The sequence below is a fragment of the Pseudomonas sp. FDAARGOS_761 genome (genome assembly GCF_013343155.1).
Classification (GTDB): Bacteria; Pseudomonadota; Gammaproteobacteria; order Pseudomonadales; family Pseudomonadaceae; genus Pseudomonas; species Pseudomonas aeruginosa.
Map to the genome: position 1 here is coordinate 1,052,505 of NZ_CP054572.1, position 23,376 is coordinate 1,075,880.

At 65.3% G+C, this 23,376-nt stretch carries 23 protein-coding genes and 3 tRNA genes; 20 read left to right on the forward strand and 6 right to left on the reverse strand.

The annotated features are described in order from the left end of the window. The first annotated feature begins 74 nt into the window (after nt 1–74). From aruF to FOC67_RS05015, 13 genes are all read left to right on the forward strand, one after another. On the forward strand, nt 75–1,091 hold the full coding sequence (aruF, locus tag FOC67_RS04955; RefSeq protein WP_003085950.1) for an arginine/ornithine succinyltransferase subunit alpha: 1,017 nt from the start codon (nt 75–77) through the stop codon (nt 1,089–1,091). An 11-nt stretch (nt 1,092–1,102) separates the two neighbouring features. Then, entirely contained in the window at nt 1,103–2,125 is a 1,023-nt protein-coding gene (astA, locus tag FOC67_RS04960; RefSeq protein ID WP_003110258.1) for an arginine N-succinyltransferase, read from the forward strand. A 42-nt stretch (nt 2,126–2,167) separates the two neighbouring features. Further along, on the forward strand, nt 2,168–3,634 hold the full coding sequence (gene astD, locus FOC67_RS04965) for a succinylglutamate-semialdehyde dehydrogenase (RefSeq protein ID WP_083842334.1): 1,467 nt from the start codon (nt 2,168–2,170) through the stop codon (nt 3,632–3,634). Further along, the gene (gene astB / locus FOC67_RS04970) at nt 3,631–4,977 is read left to right on the forward strand and encodes an N-succinylarginine dihydrolase (protein WP_003085956.1); all 1,347 of its coding nucleotides are present in this window, start codon (nt 3,631–3,633) and stop codon (nt 4,975–4,977) included. The genes astD and astB overlap by 4 nt, the downstream gene beginning before the upstream one ends. A 13-nt stretch (nt 4,978–4,990) precedes the next feature. Beyond that, nucleotides 4,991–5,281 carry a hypothetical protein gene (locus tag FOC67_RS04975; RefSeq protein WP_003085959.1) on the forward strand — a complete coding sequence of 97 codons (291 nt, stop codon included), beginning with the start codon at nt 4,991–4,993 and terminating at the stop codon, nt 5,279–5,281. A 13-nt stretch (nt 5,282–5,294) separates the two neighbouring features. Beyond that, a complete protein-coding gene (gene astE / locus FOC67_RS04980) occupies nt 5,295–6,293 on the forward strand; it encodes a succinylglutamate desuccinylase (RefSeq protein ID WP_003134260.1) in 999 nt (332 codons plus the stop codon). A 144-nt stretch (nt 6,294–6,437) separates the two neighbouring features. Further along, nucleotides 6,438–7,442: a low-specificity L-threonine aldolase gene (gene ltaE / locus FOC67_RS04985; RefSeq protein WP_003111717.1), complete on the forward strand. Its 1,005-nt coding sequence runs from the start codon at nt 6,438–6,440 to the stop codon at nt 7,440–7,442. Between the two features lie 121 nt (nt 7,443–7,563). Continuing rightward, entirely contained in the window at nt 7,564–10,188 is a 2,625-nt protein-coding gene (alaS, locus tag FOC67_RS04990; protein ID WP_003112602.1) for an alanine--tRNA ligase, read from the forward strand. A gap of 147 nt (nt 10,189–10,335) precedes the next feature. Next, nucleotides 10,336–11,574 (forward strand): aspartate kinase, encoded by a 1,239-nt coding sequence (locus FOC67_RS04995; RefSeq protein ID WP_003085971.1) that lies wholly within the window; start codon nt 10,336–10,338, stop codon nt 11,572–11,574. A gap of 184 nt (nt 11,575–11,758) precedes the next feature. Further along, nucleotides 11,759–11,944 (forward strand): carbon storage regulator CsrA, encoded by a 186-nt coding sequence (gene csrA / locus FOC67_RS05000; protein WP_003085981.1) that lies wholly within the window; start codon nt 11,759–11,761, stop codon nt 11,942–11,944. Nucleotides 11,945–12,005: 61 nt separating this feature from the next. Then, a tRNA-Ser gene (locus FOC67_RS05005) sits at nt 12,006–12,096 on the forward strand. Nucleotides 12,097–12,213: 117 nt separating this feature from the next. Then, nucleotides 12,214–12,290: transfer RNA gene (locus FOC67_RS05010), tRNA-Arg, on the forward strand. A 111-nt stretch (nt 12,291–12,401) separates the two neighbouring features. After that, a tRNA-Arg gene (locus FOC67_RS05015) sits at nt 12,402–12,478 on the forward strand. A gap of 97 nt (nt 12,479–12,575) precedes the next feature. Here the strand turns inward: FOC67_RS05015 and alpR are convergent. Continuing rightward, nucleotides 12,576–13,289, reverse strand: a complete 714-nt coding sequence (gene alpR, locus FOC67_RS05020) for a transcriptional regulator AlpR (protein WP_003085982.1) — start codon at nt 13,287–13,289, stop codon at nt 12,576–12,578. Between the two features lie 170 nt (nt 13,290–13,459). Between alpR and FOC67_RS05025 the strand changes: the two genes are divergently transcribed. The 5 genes from FOC67_RS05025 to FOC67_RS05045 all read left to right on the forward strand — a co-directional run bounded on the left by FOC67_RS05025 (nt 13,460) and on the right by FOC67_RS05045 (nt 15,897). Continuing rightward, entirely contained in the window at nt 13,460–13,990 is a 531-nt protein-coding gene (locus FOC67_RS05025) for a hypothetical protein (RefSeq protein ID WP_009315311.1), read from the forward strand. A 164-nt stretch (nt 13,991–14,154) separates the two neighbouring features. After that, entirely contained in the window at nt 14,155–14,529 is a 375-nt protein-coding gene (locus FOC67_RS05030) for a phage holin family protein (RefSeq protein ID WP_003085986.1), read from the forward strand. Next, nucleotides 14,522–14,797: a phage holin family protein gene (locus tag FOC67_RS05035; RefSeq protein WP_003085989.1), complete on the forward strand. Its 276-nt coding sequence runs from the start codon at nt 14,522–14,524 to the stop codon at nt 14,795–14,797. Before FOC67_RS05030 ends, FOC67_RS05035 begins: the two co-directional genes overlap by 8 nt. Nucleotides 14,798–14,888: 91 nt before the next feature. After that, nucleotides 14,889–15,392 (forward strand): hypothetical protein, encoded by a 504-nt coding sequence (locus FOC67_RS05040; protein WP_009315314.1) that lies wholly within the window; start codon nt 14,889–14,891, stop codon nt 15,390–15,392. Nucleotides 15,393–15,444: 52 nt separating this feature from the next. Further along, on the forward strand, nt 15,445–15,897 hold the full coding sequence (locus FOC67_RS05045; protein ID WP_009315316.1) for a hypothetical protein: 453 nt from the start codon (nt 15,445–15,447) through the stop codon (nt 15,895–15,897). A gap of 45 nt (nt 15,898–15,942) precedes the next feature. Here the strand turns inward: FOC67_RS05045 and FOC67_RS05050 are convergent, their stop codons facing one another. After that, the gene (locus FOC67_RS05050; RefSeq protein ID WP_009315318.1) at nt 15,943–16,458 is read right to left on the reverse strand and encodes a DUF4124 domain-containing protein; all 516 of its coding nucleotides are present in this window, start codon (nt 16,456–16,458) and stop codon (nt 15,943–15,945) included. Nucleotides 16,459–16,784: 326 nt separating this feature from the next. Here FOC67_RS05050 and mgtE point away from each other — a divergent pair, with 326 nt between their 5' ends. After that, on the forward strand, nt 16,785–18,233 hold the full coding sequence (mgtE, locus tag FOC67_RS05055) for a magnesium transporter (RefSeq protein ID WP_003085996.1): 1,449 nt from the start codon (nt 16,785–16,787) through the stop codon (nt 18,231–18,233). A gap of 49 nt (nt 18,234–18,282) precedes the next feature. Here the strand turns inward: mgtE and FOC67_RS05060 are convergent, their stop codons facing one another. The 3 genes from FOC67_RS05060 to rimO all read right to left on the reverse strand — a co-directional run bounded on the left by FOC67_RS05060 (nt 18,283) and on the right by rimO (nt 20,514). Continuing rightward, nucleotides 18,283–18,675 (reverse strand): hypothetical protein, encoded by a 393-nt coding sequence (locus FOC67_RS05060; RefSeq protein ID WP_003085997.1) that lies wholly within the window; start codon nt 18,673–18,675, stop codon nt 18,283–18,285. After that, nucleotides 18,668–19,129, reverse strand: coding sequence for a DUF1456 family protein (locus tag FOC67_RS05065; RefSeq protein WP_003085999.1), 462 nt, complete (start codon nt 19,127–19,129; stop codon nt 18,668–18,670). The genes FOC67_RS05060 and FOC67_RS05065 overlap by 8 nt, the downstream gene beginning before the upstream one ends. A gap of 62 nt (nt 19,130–19,191) precedes the next feature. Further along, nucleotides 19,192–20,514, reverse strand: coding sequence for a 30S ribosomal protein S12 methylthiotransferase RimO (rimO, locus tag FOC67_RS05070; protein WP_003086001.1), 1,323 nt, complete (start codon nt 20,512–20,514; stop codon nt 19,192–19,194). A gap of 246 nt (nt 20,515–20,760) precedes the next feature. On the opposite strand from rimO, the gene FOC67_RS05075 reads away from it, so the two are divergent. Beyond that, a complete protein-coding gene (locus tag FOC67_RS05075; RefSeq protein WP_003086004.1) occupies nt 20,761–22,665 on the forward strand; it encodes a potassium transporter Kup in 1,905 nt (634 codons plus the stop codon). 55 nt (nt 22,666–22,720) lie between these two features. Here FOC67_RS05075 and FOC67_RS05080 read toward each other — a convergent pair whose 3' ends face one another. Beyond that, entirely contained in the window at nt 22,721–23,269 is a 549-nt protein-coding gene (locus FOC67_RS05080) for a cytochrome b (protein ID WP_009315320.1), read from the reverse strand. Nucleotides 23,270–23,376: the final 107 nt, after the last annotated feature.

Consider the following 23,376-nt stretch of genomic DNA (forward strand, 5'->3'; position numbering starts at 1 on the left):
CCGTGGCACAGGAAGGTGCCGCGGTCCCGCGCATGGATGCGGCAATCATCGTTGTCTGAGAAAGGAGTGACGCCATGTTGGTGATGCGCCCCGCCCAAGCGGCCGACCTGCCACAGGTGCAGCGTCTGGCGGCGGACAGCCCGGTAGGCGTCACGTCCTTGCCGGATGACGCCGAACGCCTGCGCGACAAGATCCTCGCTTCCGAGGCCTCGTTCGCCGCGGAGGTGAGCTACAACGGCGAGGAAAGCTATTTCTTCGTCCTCGAGGACAGCGCCAGCGGCGAGCTGGTCGGCTGCTCGGCGATCGTCGCCTCGGCCGGGTTCTCGGAACCGTTCTACAGCTTCCGCAACGAAACCTTCGTGCACGCCTCGCGCTCGCTGTCGATCCACAACAAGATCCATGTCCTCTCGCTGTGCCACGACCTTACCGGCAACAGCCTGCTGACCAGTTTCTACGTACAGCGCGACCTGGTGCAGAGCGTCTATGCCGAACTCAACTCGCGCGGTCGCCTGCTGTTCATGGCCAGCCATCCGGAGCGCTTCGCCGACGCGGTGGTGGTGGAGATCGTCGGTTACAGCGACGAGCAGGGCGAATCGCCGTTCTGGAACGCGGTCGGGCGCAACTTCTTCGACCTGAACTACATCGAGGCGGAAAAGCTCTCCGGGCTGAAGAGCCGCACCTTCCTCGCCGAACTGATGCCGCACTATCCGATCTACGTGCCGCTGTTGCCGGATGCTGCCCAGGAATCCATGGGCCAGGTTCACCCGCGAGCGCAGATCACCTTCGACATCCTGATGCGCGAAGGCTTCGAGACCGACAACTACATCGACATCTTCGATGGCGGCCCGACCCTGCACGCGCGCACCTCGGGGATTCGCTCGATCGCCCAGAGCCGGGTGGTTCCGGTGAAGATCGGCGAGGCGCCGAAGAGCGGGCGTCCATACCTGGTCACCAACGGCCAGTTGCAGGACTTCCGCGCGGTCGTGCTGGACCTGGACTGGGCGCCCGGCAAGCCGGTGGCCCTGAGTGTTGAAGCCGCCGAGGCCCTGGGCGTCGGCGAAGGCGCCAGCGTGCGCCTGGTAGCGGTCTGAAGGAGCCAGTCATGATCGTACGTCCTGTTACCAGCGCCGACCTGCCGGCCCTGATCGAGCTGGCGCGCAGCACCGGCACCGGCCTGACCACCCTGCCGGCCAACGAGCAGCGCCTGCAGCATCGCGTCAGTTGGGCCGAGAAGGCCTTCCGTGGCGAGGCCGAACGCGGCGACGCCGACTACCTGTTCGTCCTCGAGGACGACGCCGGCAAGGTCGTCGGCATCTCCGCCATCGCCGGAGCGGTAGGGCTTCGCGAACCCTGGTACAACTACCGGGTCGGCCTCACCGTGAGCGCCTCGCAGGAACTCAACATCCATCGCGAGATCCCCACGCTGTTCCTGGCCAACGACCTGACCGGCAATTCCGAGCTGTGCTCGCTGTTCCTCCACGCCGACCACCGCAGCGGCCTCAACGGCAAGCTGCTGTCGCGCGCGCGCTTCCTGTTCATCGCCGAATTCCGCCACCTGTTCGGCGACAAGCTGATCGCCGAGATGCGCGGCATGTCCGACGAGGAGGGGCGTTCGCCATTCTGGGAAAGCCTCGGCCGGCACTTCTTCAAGATGGAATTCTCCCAGGCCGACTACCTCACCGGGGTCGGCAACAAGGCCTTCATCGCCGAGCTGATGCCGAAGTTCCCGCTCTACACCTGCTTCCTCTCCGAGGAGGCGCGCGGGGTGATCGGCCGCGTCCATCCGAACACCGAGCCGGCGTTGGCCATGCTCAAGGCCGAGGGCTTCAGCTACCAGGGCTACGTCGACATCTTCGACGCCGGCCCGGCGATCGAGGCCGAGACCGACAAGATCCGCGCCATCGCCGAGAGCCAGAACCTGGTGCTGGCGGTGGGCACTCCCGGCGACGACGCCGAGCCCTACCTGATCCACAACCGCAAGCGCGAAGACTGTCGCATCACCGCCGCGCCGGCGCGGGCCGCCGCCGGCACCCTGGTGGTCGATCCGCTGACCGCCAAGCGCCTGCGCCTGTCGGCCGGCGCCTCGGTACGCGCGGTGCCGCTGTCGGCGCAGAAGCGCGCTTGAAAGCCTGATGGAGGCGTCCCGGCGAGGGCGCCCGAGGAGTCGATGATGAGTACCCATTACATTGCCGGCCAGTGGCTGGCGGGCCAGGGCGAGACCCTGGAGTCCCTCGACCCGGTTGGCCAGGGCGTGGTCTGGTCCGGGCGCGGCGCTGACGCCGCCCAGGTCGATGCCGCCGTGCGTGCCGCCCGCGAGGCCTTCCCGGCCTGGGCGCGGCGCCCGCTGGAGCAGCGCATCGAGTTGCTCGAGCGCTTCGCTGCGACCCTCAAGTCCCGCGCCGACGAGCTGGCCCGGGCGATCGGCGAGGAAACCGGCAAGCCGCTGTGGGAGTCGGCCACCGAAGTGACCAGCATGGTCAACAAGGTGGCGATCTCGGTGCAGGCGTTCCGCGAGCGCACCGGCGAGAAGTCCGGTCCGCTGGCCGACGCCACCGCCGTGCTGCGGCACAAGCCGCATGGCGTGGTGGCGGTATTCGGTCCCTACAATTTCCCCGGCCACCTGCCCAACGGGCATATCGTCCCGGCGCTGCTGGCCGGTAACTGCGTGGTGTTCAAGCCCAGCGAGCTGACCCCGAAGGTCGCCGAGCTGACGCTCAAGGCCTGGATCGAGGCCGGCCTGCCGGCCGGCGTGCTCAACCTGGTCCAGGGCGGTCGCGAAACCGGCGTCGCGCTGGCCGCCCACCGTGGGCTCGACGGTCTGTTCTTCACCGGGTCCAGTCGCACCGGCAACCTGCTGCACAGCCAGTTCGGCGGCCAGCCGCAGAAAATCCTGGCGCTGGAGATGGGCGGCAACAACCCGCTGGTGGTGGAGGAGGTCGCCGACCTCGACGCCGCCGTCTACACCATCATCCAGTCCGCCTTCATCTCCGCCGGCCAGCGCTGCACCTGCACCCGCCGCCTGCTGGTGCCGCAGGGCGCCTGGGGCGACGCACTGCTGGCGCGCCTGGTGGCGGTCAGCGCTACCCTGCGGGTCGGCCGCTTCGACGAACAGCCGGCGCCGTTCATGGGCGCGGTGATTTCGCTGAGCGCCGCCGAGCACCTGCTCAAGGCCCAGGAGCATTTGATCGGCAAGGGCGCACAGCCGCTGCTGGCGATGACCCAGCCGATCGACGGCGCCGCCCTGCTGACCCCGGGCATCCTCGACGTCAGCACGGTGGCCGAGCGACCGGACGAAGAGTTCTTCGGGCCGTTGTTGCAAGTGATCCGCTACTCCGATTTCGCTGCGGCGATCCGTGAAGCCAACGCCACCCAGTACGGCCTGGCCGCCGGGCTGCTGTCGGATTCCCGCGAGCGTTTCGAGCAGTTCCTCGTGGAAAGCCGCGCCGGCATCGTCAACTGGAACAAGCAGCTCACCGGCGCCGCCAGCAGCGCGCCGTTCGGCGGTATCGGCGCGTCCGGCAACCACCGGCCGAGCGCCTACTACGCCGCCGATTACTGCGCCTATCCGGTCGCCTCGCTGGAAAGCCCCAGCGTGTCCCTTCCTGCCACCCTGACTCCCGGGATCAGCCTATGAATGCCCATGAAGTGAATTTCGACGGCCTGGTCGGCCCGACCCACAACTACGGCGGCCTGTCCTACGGCAATGTCGCTTCGCAAAGCAACAGCCAGGCGGTGTCCAACCCGAAGGAAGCGGCGAAGCAGGGCCTGGCGAAGATGAAGGCGCTGATGGAGATGGGTTTCAAGCAGGGGGTGCTCGCCCCGCAAGCCCGCCCGGATACCGCTGCGCTACGTAGCCTGGGCTTCTCCGGCAGCGACGAGGAGGTGATCCGCCGCGCGGCGAAGGAAGCGATGCCTCTCCTCGCCGCCTGCAGTTCGGCGTCGAGCATGTGGACCGCCAATGCCGCCACGGTCAGCCCGAGCGCCGACACCGCCGACGGCCGCGTGCATTTCACCGCGGCCAACCTGAACTGCAAGTTCCACCGATCCATCGAGCATCCCACCACCAGCCGCGTGCTGGCGGCGATGTTCAACGACGAGCGGCATTTCGCCCATCACGCGGCGCTGCCGGCGGTGAGCCAGTTCGGCGACGAAGGCGCGGCCAACCACACGCGCTTCTGCAAGGACTATGGCGATGCCGGCGTGGAGTTCTTCGTTTTCGGCCGCAGCGCCTTCGACAGTCGCTTCCCGGCGCCGCAACGCTATCCGGCGCGCCAGACCCTGGAAGCCTGCCAGGCCGTCGCGCGTCTGCACGGGCTGAGCGAGGCCGGAGTGGTCTACGCTCAACAGAACCCGGCGGTGATCGACCAGGGCGTGTTCCACAACGATGTGATCTCGGTGGGCAATGGCGAGGTGCTGTTCCATCACGAGGACGCCTTCCTCGATACCGAGAAGGTCCTTGCCGAACTGCACGACAAGCTGGGCCGCCGCGGCGGCCGCTTCCGCGCCATCTGCGTGCCGCGCGACCAGGTCGCGGTGGAGGACGCGGTGAAGTCCTACCTGTTCAACAGCCAGTTGCTGTCGAAGGCCGACGGTTCGATGCTGCTGGTGGTACCGGAGGAGTGCCGGAACAACCCGCGGGTCTGGAACTACCTGGACCAGCTCACCGGCGACGACGGCCCGATCCGCGAAGTGAAGGTCTTCGACCTCAAACAGAGCATGCAGAACGGCGGCGGCCCGGCCTGCCTGCGCTTGCGCGTGGCGCTGCAGGAGCGGGAGCTGGCGGCGGTGAATCCGGGGGTGATCATGAGCGCCGGCCTGTACGACACGCTGGTAGCCTGGGTCGACCGGCACTACCGCGACCGCCTGAGCGAAACCGACCTGGCCGACCCGCAACTGCTGCTGGAGTGCCGGACGGCATTGGATGAACTGACGCAGATCCTTAAACTGGGTTCGGTTTATTCCTTCCAACTCGATTGAGAGCCTCGCCACCATGTCCGATAGCCTGCAACTGATCCTCGAAGATACCGACGGCACCCAGCTGGAAACTTCCTGCACCCGTTTCGCCGTGGTCTGGCAGGGCAAGGAAGTGTGGGTCCAGCAAGCCGGCAACGGCCAGTTGCTGATCGGCGTCGACGTCGAAGACGGCGATACCGAATACACCAACCTGCTGCTGCGGCCGATGGCGACCAACCTGGTCAGCCTGCAACTGGAGATGGAGCCGATCGAAGAGGGCGACGACCACGAGCACGGCCCCGACTGCGGCTGCGACCACACCCACTGACTGAGGACATCCCATGCTCGCCCTCGGCAAACTGCTCGACTTGACCCTGGCCGGCCGCGAGCCGACCGAGAAGATCCAGCTCACCGCCGACGGCACCCGCCTGCACTGGCTGGCCGAGGGCGCGCTGGAAGTCACGCCGATCGGCGCCCGCGACAACGGCGTCGACCTGTTGCTCTCGGCCGGTATCCACGGCAACGAGACCGCGCCCATCGAACTGCTCGAACGGCTGATCCGCAAGGTCGCCGCGGGCACCCTCAAGCCTGCCGCCAGGGTCCTCTTCCTGTTCGGCAACCCCGAAGCCATCCGCCGCGGCGAGCGCTACGTCGAACAGGACATGAACCGCCTGTTCAACGGTCGCCACGAGGAGGGCAGCGGCAACGAGGCCTTCCGTGCCGCCGAGCTGGAGCGCCTGGCCCAGGTGTTCTTCAGCAAGACCGAGCGAGTCCACCTGCACTACGACCTGCATACCGCGATCCGCGGCTCGAAGATCGAGCAGTTCGCCCTCTACCCCTGGGCCGAGGGCCGCGAGCATTCCCGCAGCGAACTGGCCCGCCTGCGCGACGCCGGCATCGAGGCGGTGCTGTTGCAGAACAAGCCGGGCATCACTTTCAGCGCCTACACCTACGGCCAGCTCGGCGCCGAGGCCTTTACCCTGGAACTGGGCAAGGCACGTCCGTTCGGAGAGAACCAGGAGGTCAACCTGGAGCGCCTGGAGCGGAGCCTGGAGCTGCTGATCGACGGCAGCGAAGAACAGCCGGACGGCTCCCGGCTCGATGGCCTCAAGCTGTTCAGCGTGTCGCGCGAGGTGATCAAGCACAGCGACCACTTCCGCCTGCACCTCGACGATGACGTGGCCAACTTCACCGAACTCTCGCCGGGCTACCTGCTGGCCGAGGATATCGGCGGTACGCGCTGGGTGGTGGACGAGGTCGGCGCGCGCATCATCTTCCCCAATCCACGGGTGAAGAACGGCCTGCGTGCCGGAATCCTGGTGGTGCCGGCCAAGCTCTGAGGCGTATCGGCCTTCCCTCTCGATCATGACGGAGCGCTTCGGCGCTCCGTTTCCGTTGCGGCCGGGAAGATTTCCCGACTTCCCTTGTGGCTGTCGGTAGAGCGCCGTAGGATCGGGCTTTTCCGCCGAACCGAGGAGCCCTCCGTGCCTGTCATCGACCTGCGCAGCGACACCGTCACCCAGCCCACCGCCGGCATGCGCGAAGCCATGGCCGCGGCCGAACTGGGCGACGACGTCTATGGCGAGGACCCTACGGTCAACCGCCTGGAGGCCGAACTGGCGGCGCGCCTGGGCTTCGCCGCGGCGCTCTTCGTACCGACCGGGACCATGAGCAACCTGCTCGGATTGATGGCCCACTGCGAGCGCGGCGACGAATACATCGTCGGCCAGCAGGCGCATACCTACAAATACGAGGGCGGCGGTGCCGCGGTGCTGGGCTCGATCCAGCCGCAGCCGATCGACGGCGAGGCCGACGGATCGCTCGACCTGGACAAGGTCGCGGCGGCGATCAAGGCCGACGACTTCCATTTCGCCAGGACCCGCCTGCTGGCCCTGGAAAACACCATGCAGGGCAAGGTGCTGCCGCTCGACTACCTGGCCGCGGCGCGCGCTTTCACTCGCGCGCGTGGCCTGGCCCTGCACCTGGATGGCGCGCGCCTGTACAACGCGGCGGTGAAGCTGGGCGTAGACGCCAGCGAAATCACCCGGCACTTCGACTCGGTGTCGGTGTGCCTGTCCAAGGGCCTCGGTGCGCCGGTGGGCTCGGTGCTTTGCGGCAGCGTCGAACTGATCGGCAAGGCCCGTCGCTGGCGCAAGATGGTCGGCGGCGGGATGCGCCAGGCCGGTCTGCTGGCGGCTGCCGGCCTGTACGCCCTCGATCACCAGGTGGCACGCCTGGCCGACGACCACGCCAACGCCGCGCGCCTGGGCGACGGGCTGCGCGAACTGGGCTATGCGGTGGAGCCGGTGCAGACCAACATGGTCTACGTCGATGTCGGCGAGCGGGCGGTCGCGCTGCGCGACTTCCTCGCCGAGCGCGAGGTGCGGATCAGCGCGGCGGCGCGTTTGCGCCTGGTCACCCACCTGGACGTTTCCGCCGAGTCCATAGGACAAGTACTGGATGCCTTCGCGGCCTTTCGTCGCTCATAAGCGAAAAGGTCGGCAATAGGCAATAACTATCGCGCAAATACACTACAACCTTGCCCAAGGGCCGATATAATGCGGCCCTTTGCCGGCGATTCGTGGCCGCCAATTTTCCGTGGAAGAACCTATGAAAAGCGCTGAAATCCGTGAAGCCTTCCTCCGCTTCTTCGAAGAGAAGGGACACACCCGTGTCGCTTCCAGTTCGCTGATCCCGGCGAACGATCCGACCCTGCTGTTCACCAACGCGGGCATGAACCAGTTCAAGGACTGCTTCCTCGGCCTGGAAAAGCGCGCCTACACCCGTGCGACCACCAGCCAGAAGTGCGTGCGCGCCGGCGGCAAGCACAACGACCTGGAAAACGTCGGCTACACCGCGCGGCACCACACCTTCTTCGAAATGCTGGGCAACTTCAGCTTCGGCGACTATTTCAAGCGCGACGCCATTCATTACGCCTGGGAGTTCCTCACTGGCGAGAAATGGCTGAACCTGCCCAAGGAAAAGCTCTGGGTCACCGTCTACGCCACCGACGACGAGGCCTACGACATCTGGACCAAGGAAGTCGGCGTGCCCGCCGAGCGTATGGTGCGGATCGGCGACAACAAGGGCGCGCCCTATGCGTCCGACAACTTCTGGGCGATGGGCGATACCGGACCCTGCGGTCCCTGCACCGAGATCTTCTTCGACCATGGGCCGGAGATCTGGGGCGGCCCGCCCGGTTCGCCGGAAGAGGACGGCGACCGCTACATCGAGATCTGGAACAACGTGTTCATGCAGTTCAACCGCACCGCGGACGGCGTCATGCACCCGCTGCCGGCGCCGAGCGTGGACACCGGCATGGGCCTGGAGCGCGTCAGCGCGGTACTCCAGCACGTGCACTCGAACTATGAGATCGACCTGTTCCAGAACCTGCTGAAAGCCTCCGCCGAGGCCATCGGCTGCGCCAACGACGACGCGCCGTCGCTGAAGGTGGTAGCCGACCACATCCGTTCCTGCAGCTTCCTGATCGCCGACGGCGTGCTGCCGTCCAACGAAGGTCGCGGCTACGTCTTGCGGCGGATCATCCGCCGCGCCTGCCGCCACGGCAACAAGCTGGGCGCCAGGGGCACCTTCTTCCACAAGATCGTCGCAGCGCTGGTCGCCGAGATGGGCGATGCCTTCCCCGAGCTGAAGCAACAGCAGGCACACATCGAGCGCGTGCTGAAGACCGAGGAAGAGCAGTTCGCCAAGACCCTGGAGCAAGGCCTGAAGATCCTCGAACAGGACCTTGCCGAACTGCAGGGCAGCGTGATTCCCGGCAACGTGGTGTTCAAGCTGTACGACACCTATGGCTTCCCGGTCGACCTGACCAATGACATCGCCCGCGAGCGCGAGCTGACCATCGACGAGGACGGCTTCGAGCGCGAGATGGAGGCCCAGCGCGAGCGCGCCCGCGCTTCCAGCGCCTTTGGCATGGACTACAACAGCCTGGTCAAGGTCGACGGCGAGACCCGCTTCCTCGGCTACCAGGGTGTCTCCGGCGCTGGACAGATCGTCGCGCTGTTCAGGGACGGCCAGGCCGTCGAGCGCCTGGAGGAGGGCGAGGAGGGCGTCGTGGTCCTCGACCAGACGCCGTTCTACGCCGAGTCCGGCGGCCAGGTCGGCGACAGTGGCTACCTCGAGGCGGCTGGCGTGCGCTTCGACGTGCGCGATACCACCAAGGCCGGCGGCGCGCACCTGCACCACGGCGTGGTCGCCCGGGGCAACCTGAGCGTTGGCGGCGCGGTCAAGGCCGAGGTCGACGCTTCGGTACGCCAGGCCACCGCGCTCAACCACTCCGCGACCCACCTGCTGCATGCCGCGCTGCGCCAGGTACTGGGCGACCACGTACAACAGAAGGGCTCGCTGGTGGACAGCCAGCGCCTGCGTTTCGACTTCAGCCACTTCGAGGCGATCAAGGCGGAACAACTGAAGGCCCTGGAGGATATCGTCAACGCCGAAATCCGTCGCAACACCGAGGTCGAGACCGAGGAAACCGATATCGACACCGCCAAGGCCAAGGGCGCCATGGCGCTGTTCGGCGAGAAGTACGGCGACCAGGTGCGCGTACTGAGCATGGGCGGCGATTTCTCCGTCGAGCTGTGCGGTGGCACCCACGTATCCCGCACCGGCGACATCGGCCTGTTCAAGATCACCAGCGAGGGTGGCGTGGCTGCCGGCGTACGCCGTATCGAGGCGGTCACCGGCGCGGCGGCGCTGGCCTACCTGAACGGTGCCGAGGAGCAGCTCAAGGAAGCCGCCAGCCTGGTCAAGGGCAGCCGCGATAACCTGCTGGACAAGCTCGGCGCCTTGCTGGAGCGCAACCGCTCGCTGGAGAAGGAGCTGGAACAGCTCAAGGCCAAGGCTGCCAGCGCGGCCGGCGACGACCTTTCGGCGGCGGCGGTGGAAATCAAGGGCGCGAAGGTACTCGCCGCGCGCCTCGATGGTCTGGACGGCAAGGCGCTGCTGGCGCTGGTCGACCAGTTGAAGAACAAGCTCGGCCGCGCAGTGATCCTGCTCGGCGGCGAGCTGGACGGGAAGGTCGTACTGGTCGCAGGCGTGACCCAGGACCTGACCGGCCAACTGAAGGCCGGCGAGCTTATGAAGCAAGCCGCGGCGGCAGTTGGTGGCAAAGGTGGCGGACGCCCGGATATGGCTCAGGGCGGCGGCACCGATGCAGCGAAATTGGACGAGGCCCTGGCCCTGGCCCAGCGCTTCGTCGAGCAAGGGCTCTGATGCCATGCCGGCCCCGCGCCAGAGCGACGCGGGGCCGGGCGGCCAGCGCCCCTTGATGCCCGGCCGGCGGTGCGCCCCGCCAGTCCGGGTAGCGAAAGAATGTGGCAGGTTCAAAAGGGCGCCCTTCACGGAATCAGGCGGTTTGAAATGGCTTTGATCGTACAGAAGTTTGGAGGGACCTCCGTCGGCACCGTCGAGCGTATCGAGCAGGTGGCCGAGAAGGTGAAGAAATTCCGCGAAGCGGGCGATGACGTCGTCGTGGTGGTATCCGCCATGAGCGGCGAGACCAACCGTCTGATCGGCCTGGCCAACCAGATCATGGAGCAGCCGGTTCCGCGCGAACTGGACGTCATGGTCTCGACCGGAGAGCAGGTGACCATCGCCCTGCTCAGCATGGCCCTGATCAAGCGCGGCGTGCCGGCGGTCTCCTATACCGGCAACCAGGTGCGTATCCTCACCGACAGCGCGCACACCAAGGCGCGCATCCTGCACATCGACGACACCCATATCCGCGCCGACCTCAAGGCCGGCAGGGTAGTGGTGGTCGCCGGTTTCCAGGGCGTCGACGGCAACGGCAACATCACCACGCTGGGCCGCGGCGGTTCCGATACCACCGGGGTGGCCCTGGCGGCGGCGTTGAAGGCCGACGAATGCCAGATCTACACCGACGTCGACGGCGTCTACACCACCGATCCGCGCGTAGTGCCGCAGGCCCGCCGGCTGGACAAGATCACCTTCGAGGAAATGCTGGAAATGGCCAGCCTCGGTTCCAAGGTGCTGCAGATCCGGGCGGTCGAGTTCGCCGGCAAGTACAACGTTCCGCTGCGCGTGCTGCACAGCTTCCAGGAGGGTCCGGGCACCCTCATTACTATCGATGATGAAGAGGAATCCATGGAACAGCCGATCATCTCCGGCATCGCCTTCAACCGCGACGAAGCCAAGCTGACCATCCGTGGCGTACCCGATACCCCCGGCGTGGCCTTCAAGATCCTCGGGCCGATCAGTGCCGCCAATGTGGAAGTCGACATGATCGTGCAGAACGTGGCGCACGATAACACCACCGACTTCACCTTCACGGTGCATCGCAACGATTACCTGAACGCCCTGGAAATCCTCAAGCAGACCGCCGCCAACATCGGCGCGCGCGAAGCCATCGGCGACACCAACATCGCCAAGGTTTCCATCGTCGGCGTCGGCATGCGTTCGCACGCCGGCGTGGCCAGCCGCATGTTCGAGGCGCTGGCCAAGGAAAGCATCAACATCCAGATGATCTCCACCTCGGAAATCAAGGTTTCCGTGGTGATCGAAGAGAAGTACCTGGAACTGGCGGTACGTGCCCTGCACACGGCGTTCGAGCTCGACGCGCCGGCGCGACAGGGTGAGTGACGCTGGCAGGCGAAAGGCGCGGCAACCCCGCGCCTTTTGTCGTTTTTGACCGTTCGGCAGGAACTTTCATTCCGGCGGGACTGGTCAATACTGGGTGAAGGATCGCGCTCTTGATTTCTGCGGATCCGCCGCCATTTCTTTTTTGCAGACTGTTGTCCTGAAATATTCGCGTGAGGAGAAAGGAATGCTGATTCTGACTCGTCGGGTCGGAGAGACCCTGATGGTAGGTGACGACGTCACCGTGACGGTACTGGGTGTCAAAGGGAACCAGGTGCGCATCGGCGTCAACGCGCCGAAGGAAGTCGCCGTACACCGGGAGGAAATTTACCAGCGCATCCAGAAAGAGAAAGATCAAGAGCCAAACCATTAATTTTTATCTAATTTTCCCTTTGCAAACGGGGTAAAGATGGGTATCATGCGCCCCGTGTTGCGGAGAGGTGGCCGAGTGGCCGAAGGCGCTCCCCTGCTAAGGGAGTACACCTCAAAAGGGTGTCGGGGGTTCGAATCCCCCCCTCTCCGCCATTCAAGCGTTAGAGGTTGATTCAGGCGGCGAAAGCCATCTTGGTAACTAAGTTACTGATTTGATTGAAAAAATCGCTTGACGGATAAAATCCACAATCTATAATGCGCCCCCACGACGCACTCATAGCTCAGCTGGATAGAGTACTCGGCTACGAACCGAGCGGTCGGAGGTTCGAATCCTCCTGAGTGCGCCATATTTCGAAGGGTTCCTCTCGTCAGGGGCTCGACGGACGAAGGATCGACAGTTGCGGTCTTTCACGGTAAAACAAGCGTTACCGGCAGGTGGCCGGAAAAAGCACCGACACGCACTCATAGCTCAGCTGGATAGAGTACTCGGCTACGAACCGAGCGGTCGGAGGTTCGAATCCTCCTGAGTGCGCCATACCGAAAGGGCCTGCAGCAATGCAGGCCCTTTTTCTTTGCCCGGGATTTTTCTTCCGCCGGAACGCGGCCCCGTCGTCAGGCGGGGCGGGAAGGGGTCAGACCAGCACCGAGTACCAGAACACCCGGCCGATCACGTTGATGTGCTCGGCGGCTTCCTGGGGCTCGTAGCGCTCGTCCGGATGCTCGTCACTGTTGAAGCTGCGAATGCGCAGGCCGCCGCCCGGAAGGCGGTAGAGCAGTTTCACGCGCAGTTGGCCGTCGTGGTCGAAGGCGTACATGTCGCCGTCCTTGATCGTCCGCGCGCTAGTGTCCACACCTACCGTGCTGCCGTCCGGCAGCACCGGCTCCATGCTGTTGCCGCTGACCGTGACGCAGGCGGCACTGGCCGGATCGATGTTCTTCTTGCGCAGGGTGTACTTGCCGAAGCGCAGCTTGCGCCCGCCGGTCTGCAGGATCACCGTGCTGCCCTTGCCGCCGGACAGCTCGATCTCCTTGTAGAAGGGCAGTTCGATCTCGTCGGCATCCAGGGGCGTTTCGTCGTCCCATGACTCTACTGCGCCAAGCCAACTGGCATTGGGTCCTGCGTTCGCCTGGCCGCGCTCGGCGAGCATCTCGCCGCGACCTTCCGCCAGCCACAGGGGGTTGACGCCGCAGGCGCCGGCGATCTGCGCGACGAAGCTGGTGGCGCGGGACTTGCCGCGCTCCAGATCGGAAATGGAGGTCTGGGTCATGCCTACCGCCTGGGCAAGCTGGACCTGGCTGAGATGGGCGTGCTTGCGCGCCGCCTTGATGCGATCTTTGAGTTCCATAGGGGGCAAGACTAAGGGTATGCCTGTGGCATTGCAAGCGTCCGTATATAGGTATTACCATAATTTCAGCGCTTTCCTACTCGCCTCGGGTAGGACGGCGGCCCAACACAGCCACTGCGGGTGGCTAATGCGAGCGGCCAGCCAGGTGGGCCGGCCAAGGAGGGAATACCATGTTTCAAAGTACCGAGCAGGCGCTGGCCGTGGCCTACTGGATGTTCGAGCACCAGCCGGGACCGAAGTCGTCGACGGCGATGGTGATCGATGGCCTGCGCGAGCGCTTCGATCGCAGCTTCATCGAACACCTGCCCAGCGGTTTGAGTCCGCACGAATGGCAGGCCCAGGCGGTGATGACCGTGCGTTTCGCCCAGCGCCAGCTGGCTGCGCACCCACTGGAGCTGGCGGTGGTGCGGGCCGAGTTCGCCCGCGGGCGGGATTTCGTCCTTGGCCTGGCGGCTTTGCGCGACTGGCTGAAGCCCGGGGCCGACCCGATCGAGCAGCGGGCAACCCTGGCCTTGCTGATGCGCATGTTCCGTCGTCCGCCGTCGAGCATCCGCGAGATCGAGCGACTCAGCGGCCTGTCGAAGAGCACCCTGCATCGCTGGGACAAGGAATGGCGCGAGCGGGTCGTCGCTTTGCTGCGCCAGGCCTTGCAGCGACTGGAGGAGCCGATGGCGGAGGTGGGGATCGTGTGCGAGCGCTAAAAAAATTTCTATATGAAAACGGGTTTTCCCATGTTGACGCTATGGGACGGTAAAGGTATAAATTCTCCACGATTGAAATTCCTCTGGCCGAGGCCCGCCGATGCGGGCTTCGGCCGTTCCGGGCCCGCCTTTTCGGCGGGCCTTTGCATTTCCGGGAGTCATCCATGTCCGAGCCAAGCTCTGCGGCCTCCGCCGCCAGCGCAATGGCTGGCGTCGGCCTGGCCATGTACCTGCCGGGTATCGATGGCAACGCCTTGCTGGGAGGCTTCGGCGGCGCCATCTTCTTTGTCGTGTTCGCCCGTGACTACAACGCCCTGACCCGCCTCGGCTATCTGCTGGTGTCCTGGGTCGGCGGCTATTACGCCGGAATCGAGGCGCTCGGCCGCGGGTTGACCCAGACCAGCGGCATGGCCGCCTTCGTCGCCGCGACCCTGTGCGTGACCGGCGGCATCGGCATGCTCGAGTGGATGCGTGGCGGTGAACTGCCCAACTGGATGCGCGGGCTGTTGCGCCGCCGGGGAGGCAAGTCCGATGGTTGATCCGCTGTCCACCCTGACCGTGCTGGTCTGCTCGGCGATCTGCATGCGCCTGATCACCTATCGCCGCGCCGGCGCGCGTTTCCGCCCCGGCGTTTCCCTGTGCGCCTACCTGCTGGCGTTGTGCACCGGCTGCCAGGCGCTGGGAATAGTGGCCGGGCTGTATCGCGCCGAGCACCTCTCGCCGTGGATGCTCGGGGTACTGCTGGTGCTGCTGGTCCTGCTGTTGCAGGCGCGTGGCAACCTGGCGCGGGTCCTGCGCCTGCATTGAACGAACGCACTTCGCTCCGGCCTGGCCGGCGGTTGTATCCGCCGCGTCGGTGCCTGTCCGTCATCCACCCATCCTGAAAAAGGAGTTCGCCATGTCCAGTGCAACCGTGCGCCTGGATCACGCCGCCCTGCGCGAAACGTTGCGGCAGTTGTTCGGCCTGCCCGCCGGCAGCGTCGTCGATGCCGATCAACTGTTGGCCCCGCCGGCCATCCTCTTCATGACCTTGCGCCTGGAGTCCTCGAGCCTGCTTGGCAAGGTGCGGCGGGAGTTTTCCGCCAGTGGCGAGCAGGAGTCCCTGCTGGCCAGTTGCGAGAGCATCTTTCGCCTGACCTGGCATGGTCCCGAGGCGCACCAGTACCTGCAGGATGCCCGCTGCCTGCTGCAGTCAGGCAATGCCGGCGAGCGCCTGCGCGTGCTGAAGGCCAGCCTGCTGCGCCTGACGCCCATCGAAAACCTGTCCGTCGTGCAGGATGGCCAGGCGCTGGGACAGGCTCGTTTCGACCTTGTTCTCGCTCACGAACACGTGCTGCTCGTCGACCTCGAGCGCACCGCTTCCGGGCAGGCCTCCGGGGGGACGGGTGGAACGGCTTCCTAGAGGTCGTTGCGATGCATCGTAGCGATGCCATCCATACATAGAGGAGAGATCCATGGTCATGTTGATCAGTCGTCGCGTCGGCATCGTTCGCCTGGATGCGGTGATTTCCGAAAACCTCGCGCAGGCTGCCGTCAGCGCGCGCGGCGACCAGCTCATCACCATCGTCGGCAGCATTGTCGACCATGCGCCCGCTGGCGAGCCGTTGCCCTCCTTGCTGCCGATGGAGGGAGGCAGCCGCGCGTTGAACGAGTGCCGTGTGCGCAAGGGCATCGCTGCCTTGACTTCACTGCAAGGCGCTTCCGAAACGGTGGACGTGCAAACGGGATTCCACCTGTATCGCGGTCTGTTCATCACGCGCGTTGTTGCCCGGCGAACCGCAGAAAGAGGATTGAGCCTGACCATAACCGCCAGCCAGAGGCGTGCGCTGCGCGCAGGCGGTAGGCTGCTGAAGACTGTCGTCCGTCTTTTCCATGCGGGCAGGGCGACACCCTGCCCGGCACGCTAAAGGCGATGCCGGTCCTGCTTTCATCGGTATGAGGTCGGCCCGGCCTTAGCTCCCGGGATCGACTCGCTCCACCCGGTACCTTCCCTTTCCCTTCACGCATCCCTCCTGATCGAAGCTCACGCTTCTCGCTCCCCGTCGCTTGTCGGCCTTGTACTGATAACGCACCTCCGCATTGTTCCCGCTGACCCGGTCCGGCTTGCCCAGCGCCCGCTCCACATCGGAGCGGGTCATTCCCGCCATTATTCGCTGCTCCACGATCGCCTTGCGGCGTTCCTTCTCGTCCAGGCGTCTGCCGCAGCGATCTTCTCTTTCTCCGATCACCGCGAGCGGCACGCTTTTCCGGCCGATGGACGCCTTTTTCGTCTTCGTCTCGGCCATCGGCGTGGCGCTCCTGCCTCCCGGCGGCGGGTTGTCCGCCACGACGGTCTCGCCGGCCTGCCCGGCGGGGCAACCGAGTTGGGTGAAGCTGACATGGCCGCTGGCGTCTTCGCAGCGGAATACCGCAGCGGCCTCGCAGGTGGACGCCAGCGAGAGGAGGAGAAGGAGGGACAGGGAACGCATGGCCGGCACTCCGGGTCGGATAAGGGTGAGTGCAGGCTAACGCGTTGCCTTTTTCCGCGGGGCCGAGTGTCCTGAGTGAAATTTCCGGCGTCGCAGTCAGGCGTCGAGTGACGATGAACTTTGTGCCGCAAGCGCTTGTTCTTGCCGCCATTTTGTAACGCGCAAAACGCAAGCGGAGTGTTATCATTATCCGTATCTGCCCCGAGAGGGCCCTTGGAACACCCCCATGGACTTACCCAGTAGAAACTCGAACAGTTTCCCGTTTGACCAATCACGTTTCTGATTGACCCCTTTGGCGTGCTCCGCTACTGGGGGTGGAGCGCGCTATGACCGAAGTAGAAGCCAAGAAGCCGCAGGAAAGCCTGCAGGACCGCCTAGCGCAGGTGGTCGAGCTGCTGCATCGCCACAAGGTGGTGGAGGACCTGACCCATCGTCAGGAAGGCCAGCACCATGACCGGGTGGAAAACCTCGTCCACCGGCAGAATCTCGTAGAACTCCAGCGCAAGCTGGAGGAACTGCACCCCGCCGACATCGCCCACATCCTCGAATCGCTGCCGCTGGACGACCGCCTGACGGTCTGGCAGCTGGTCAAGTCCGAGGACGACGGCGACATCCTCCTCGAAGTCTCCGACGCGGTCCGGGAAACCCTGATCGCGGACATGGACGACCACGAGATCATCGCCGCGACCAAGGACCTGGACGCCGACGAACTCGCCGACCTGGCACCGGAACTGCCGCGCGACGTGGTCCATGAACTGATGGAAAGCCTCGACGCGCAGCAGCGCGAGCGAGTGCGTTCGGCGCTGTCCTACGAGGAGGACCAGGTCGGCGCGCTGATGGACTTCGAGATGGTCACCATCCGCGAGGACGTCAGCCTGGAAGTGGTGCTGCGCTACCTGCGCCGCCTGAAGGAACTGCCCGGGCATACCGACAAACTGTTCGTGGTCGACTACGACGGCGTGCTCAAGGGCGTGCTGCCGATCAAGCGCCTGCTGGTCAACGATCCGGACAAGCAAGTGCTGGAAGTCATGGCCACCGACCCGGTGACCTTCCACCCGGACGAGGACGGCTACGACGCCGCCCAGGCATTCGAGCGTTACGACCTGATTTCCGCGCCGGTGGTGGACAAGGGCGGCAAGCTGATCGGTCGTCTGACCATCGACGAGATGGTCGACCTGATCCGTGAGGAAAGCGAAAGCGAAGTCCTCAACATGGCCGGTCTGCGTGAAGAAGAAGACATCTTCGCCTCGGTCTGGAAGTCGGTGCGCAACCGCTGGGCCTGGCTGGCCACCAACCTGATCACCGCCTTCGTCGCCTCGCGGGTGATCGGTCTGTTCGAAGGCTCCATCGAGAAACTGGTGGCGCTGGCCGCGCTGATGCCGATCGTTGCCGGCATCGGTGGCAATTCCGGCAACCAGACCATCACCATGATCGTCCGCGCCATCGCGCTCGACCAGGTACAGCCGACCAGCAACAGTCGCAACCGCCTGCTGCGCAAGGAGCTTGGCGTCGCGCTGGTCAACGGCCTGGCGTGGGGCGGAGTGATCGGCGTGGTGGCCTTCTATCTTTACGGCAACTGGGAACTGGGCGTGGTGATGACCGCCGCGATGACCCTGAACCTGCTGCTGGCGGCGATGATGGGAGTGCTGATCCCGATGACCCTGCATCGTTTCGGACGCGATCCGGCGATGGGCTCCAGCGTGATGATCACTGCGATGACCGACAGCGGCGGTTTCTTCATCTTCCTCGGCCTGGCGACGATCTTCCTGATGTAGCCGGAGCGCCACGCGAGAAGCCGCCCACGGGCGGCTTTTTTCATGGCGGTCAGATCAGCGGGGAAACCTTCGGTGGCGACCAGGACAGCACGCTCAGGCAGCGATCGCCGCCATTGACGAAATACTCGTCGACGGCCTTGGTCTCGCGGGCGACGAAGCCCTCGCGACGGCATTCCTGGTCCAGCCAGCCGCCTTGCTCGACCCGGTACAGCCAACCCTCGGATGCCGCACAGGCTGGCCAGAATTCCAGCAGGTCGGCAGCGTCGAGCTGGCGCAGGCCTTCGACTTCGACGAACTCGACGCGCCAGGTGCGCTGGTTGGCGAGGTCGCGGACGAGGATGGTGAGGCCGGCGCGATCCTGGCGGCACTCCAGGAACCAGGGGTCGACGCAGGGCGGCGCCTGGAGCAGAACCGCCAGCAGCGGCTCCGCGCGTTCAGCCACGGACGCGCAGGGTCAGGCCCTTGAGGAAGTTGCGCAGCAACTGGTCGCCGCAGGTCCGGTAGTTGCTGTGGCCGGGCTTGCGAAACAGGGCGCTCAGCTCGGGTTTGGAGACCGGGAAGTCGACGCTGGCGAGGATGGCATGGAGGTCTTCCTCCTTGAGTTCGAAGGCGACCCGCAGCTTCTTCAGGATCATGTTGTTGCTCAACGGCAGCTCCAGCGGCGGTAGCGGACGCGACTCGTCGCGACCGCGGCGCTGGATGATCAGTCCGTCCAGGCAGCGCGCCAGGTAGCGGTCGGGGCAGGCCTGGAAGCCGTCTTCGTCTTCCTTCTTCAGGTAAGCCTCGAGCAGGTCCGCTTCGACTTGCTCGCCGAACGGGGCGGCCAGTTCGGCCAGATGTGCATCGGGAAGATCCAGCAGGTAGCGCAGGCTGCGTAGTACGTCGTTGTTGAGCATCGTGCTCTCCGGAACGGTTGGCGATGAAAAAGCCCCGCGGGGCGGGGCTCTTCAGGGAGGGCTCAGACCAGCTCGGCCCAGAGGTCGTATTCGTCGGCATCGGTGATGCGCACGCGGACCTTGTCGCCCGGCTTCAGCTCGTCGCTGTCGACGAACACGTTGCCGTCGATTTCCGGAGCGTCGGCCCAGGAGCGGCCGACCGCGCCCTGTTCGTCGACTTCGTCGATCAGCACTTCGATTTCCTTGCCCACCTTGAGCTGCAGGCGAGCGGCGGAAATCGCCTGCTGGTGGGCCATGAAGCGTTCCCAGCGGTCCTGCTTGACCTCGTCCGGCACCGGCTCCAGGCCCAGCTCGTTGGCCGGAGCGCCTTCGACGGGGGAGTACTGGAAGCAGCCGACGCGGTCGAGCTGGGCTTCCGTCAGCCAGTCGAGCAGGTACTGGAAGTCTTCTTCGGTTTCGCCCGGGAAGCCGACGATGAAGGTCGAGCGGATGGTCAGTTCCGGGCAGATCTCGCGCCACTGCTTGATCCGGGCCAGGGTCTTGTCCTCGAAGGCCGGGCGCTTCATGGCCTTGAGCACCTTCGGGCTGGCGTGCTGGAAGGGGATGTCGAGGTACGGCAGGAGCTTGCCGGCGGCCATCAGCGGGATCACGTCGTCGACGTTGGGGTACGGGTAGACGTAGTGCAGGCGAACCCACACGCCCATGCTGCTCAGCGCCTCGCAGAGTTCCTTCATGCGGGTCTTGACCGGCTGGCCGTTCCAGAAGTCGGTCTTGTACTTCAGGTCCACGCCGTAGGCGCTGGTGTCCTGGGAAATCACCAGGAGTTCCTTGACCCCGGCCTTGACCAGGCGCTCGGCCTCGCTCAGCACGTCGCCGACCGGCCGGCTGACCAGCTTGCCGCGCATGGACGGGATGATGCAGAAGCTGCAGCTGTGGTTGCAGCCTTCGGAAATCTTCAGGTAGGCGTAGTGGCGCGGGGTCAGCTTGACGCCTTGCGGCGGGACCAGGTCGACCAGCGGGTTGTGTTCGGTCTTCGGCGGCACCACTTCGTGCACCGCGGTAACCACCTGCTCGTACTGTTGCGGGCCGGTGACCGCCAGCACGCTGGGATGCACGTCGCGGATCGCGTGCTCTTCCACGCCCATGCAGCCGGTGACGATGACCTTGCCGTTCTCGGCGATGGCTTCGCCGATCACTTCCAGGGACTCGGCCTTGGCGCTGTCGATGAAACCGCAGGTGTTGACCACCACGACGTCGGCGTCTTCGTAGGTCGGGACGACCTCATAGCCTTCCATGCGCAGCTGGGTGAGGATGCGCTCGGAGTCGACCAGCGCCTTGGGGCATCCAAGACTGACGAAGCCGACTTTGGGAGTGGGGGTGGACATGGCTAACCTCGGTAGGCGGGCGCGCTTGCTGGCGCCTCTGATCAAAAAGTGCGCAATTCTAGCGGCAGCGCCGCGGCTTTTCCAGTCTCCCGTGCAGCTCTTTTCCGGCCCTGGAAAAACTCTCCGCGGGCGCTCGGCAATCGGCTCCCCGGCCTTCTATAGTCATAGCAGTCCGGGGCCTCGGCGCTTGCATCGCGGACGGCATGGGCGCAGCATTTGCCGAATTTTTCCGGGGGAAAGCGTTTCATGAGTGATGCAGCGACGCGTGCCGAGGAGACGTCGGAGGGGCATTCCAGCTCTGCCATCGGCCTGATGGTCGGGGCGGTTGGAGTCTGCTATGGGGATATCGGCACCAGTCCCTTGTATACCCTGAAAGAGGTCTTCATCGGCGGCTACGGGGTGCAGGCCAACCACGATGGCGTCCTTGGCGTGCTGTCGCTGATCTTCTGGTCGCTGGTCTGGGTCGTTTCCATCAAGTACGTGATCTTCGTCCTGCGTGCCGACAACCAGGGCGAGGGCGGGGTGATGGCGCTGTCGGCCCTGGCGCGCCGGGCGGCGGCGCCGTTCGGCAGGCTGCAGACCTTCGTGGTGGTTGCCGGCCTGATCGGCGCGGCGCTGTTCTACGGCGACAGCATGATCACCCCGGCGATCTCGGTACTGTCGGCGGTAGAAGGGCTGGAGATCGCCTTCGACGGCCTGGAGCACTGGACGGTACCGCTGGCGCTTATCGTGCTGATCGGCCTGTTCCTGATCCAGAAGCACGGCACCGCGCGGATCGGCATCCTGTTCGGCCCGGTCATGGTGCTCTGGTTCGGCGCCCTGGCGGCGCTGGGTGTCTACGGGGTGATCCAGCAGCCGGAAGTGCTGCAGGCGATGAACCCTGTATGGGCCGTGCGTTTCTTCGGCTCGCATCCCGGCATCGGTGTCGCCATCCTCGGCGCCACCGTACTGGCGCTGACCGGCGCCGAGGCGCTGTACGCCGACATGGGCCACTTCGGTCGCAAGCCGATCGCCCGTGCCTGGTTCCTGCTGGTGCTGCCGGCGCTGGTGCTGAACTACTTCGGCCAGGGCGCGACCATCCTTTCCAACGCCGAGGCGGCGCGCAACCCCTTCTACCTGCTGGCGCCCGGCTGGGCGCTGCTGCCGATGGTGGCGCTGTCCACCCTGGCCACGGTGATCGCCTCCCAAGCGGTGATCTCCGGCGCCTTCTCCCTGACCCGTCAGGCGATCCAGCTCGGCTACGTGCCGCGGATGACCATCCAGCACACTTCCAGCCACGAGCAGGGGCAGATCTACATCGGCGGGGTGAATTGGGCGCTGATGGTCGGCGTGGTCCTGCTGGTGCTCGGCTTCGAGTCCTCGGCGTCGCTGGCGGCGGCCTACGGCGTGGCGGTGACCGGAACCATGCTGATCACCACCCTGCTGATGGGCGTGGTGATCTGGCGCCTGTGGAAATGGCCGCTGTGGCTGGGCGTCCCGTTCTTCTGCGTGATGCTCGCGGTGGACAGCCTGTTCTTCGCCGCCAACCTGCCCAAGGTGATCCAGGGCGGCGCCTTCCCGGTCATCGCGGGTATCGTCATCTTCATCCTGATGTCCACCTGGAAGCGTGGCCGCCAACTGCTGGTGGAGCGTCTCGACGAGGGCTCTCTGCCGCTCTCGGTGTTCATTTCCAGCATGCGCGTGCAGCCGCCGCACCGGGTCCAGGGGACCGCGGTGTTCCTTACCGCGCGTACCGACGCGGTGCCTCACGCGCTGCTGCACAACCTGTTGCACAACCAGGTGCTGCACGAGCAGGTGGTGCTGCTCACCGTGGTCAACGAAGACAGCCCACGGGTTTCGCCGGATCGCCGTTTCGAGGTCGAGGCCTATGGCGACGGATTCTTCCGGGTGATCCTGCACTTCGGCTTCATGGAAGAGCCGGACATCCCGGCGGCCTTGCGCCTGTGCCATCTCAACGAACTGGACTTCAGCCCGATGCGCACCACCTACTTCCTCAGCCGGGAGACGGTGATTCCATCCAAGCGCATCGGCATGGCGCGCTGGCGCGAGGGGCTGTTCGCCTTCCTGCTGAAGAACGCCAACGGCAACCTGCGCTATTTCAACCTGCCGCTCAACCGGGTGATCGAGTTGGGAACCCAGGTCGAGATCTGATCCGTTCCGCTGCAAAAAAAACGCGCCCGACTGGGCGCGTTTTTTTGCACGTTTCTCAGCGCCGTTGCGGCAGCATCCGTACCAGGGTGTTGTCGCGGCTGACGAAGTGATGGAAGAGCGCCGCGGCGGCGTGCAGGCCGATCAGGAAATAACCGGCGTTGCCGATGGTTTCGTGCCATTCCTTGATTTGCCCAGCGAGGTCGGGGTTCTTGTCGATCAGCGGCGGTAGCTCCAGGCCGAAGAACGGTATCGGCTTGCCGGCGGCGCTGAGGATCAGCCAGCCGGCGAAGGGCAGGCCGATCATCATCAGGTAGAGGGCGTAGTGCATCAGCCTGGCCAGCGTCGCCTGCCAGGCGGGGATGGCGGGCTCTATGCGCGGGGTAGGGGTGGCCAGGCGCACCAGCAGGCGCAACCAGACCAGCAGGAAAACGCTCAGGCCAAGCATGAAGTGCCATTGCTTGAGCAGTTCGCGGGTTTCGCTGCCCTTGGGGAAATTGCCCTTCAGTTCGATACAGGCGTAGACCCCGGCGATCAGCAGCAGGGTCAGCCAGTGCAGGGCAATGGTCAGGCTCCCATAACGGGATTCGGTGTTTTTCCAGCTCATCACGGTTCCTTCTCTTCGGCTCTCGGGAGCCAGCTCTGCGGCGGGTCGGCCGGTATTCTCGGCGGCTCCGCTGAAGCCAGCCTGAATGCCCCCGGCAGGCTCAGTCT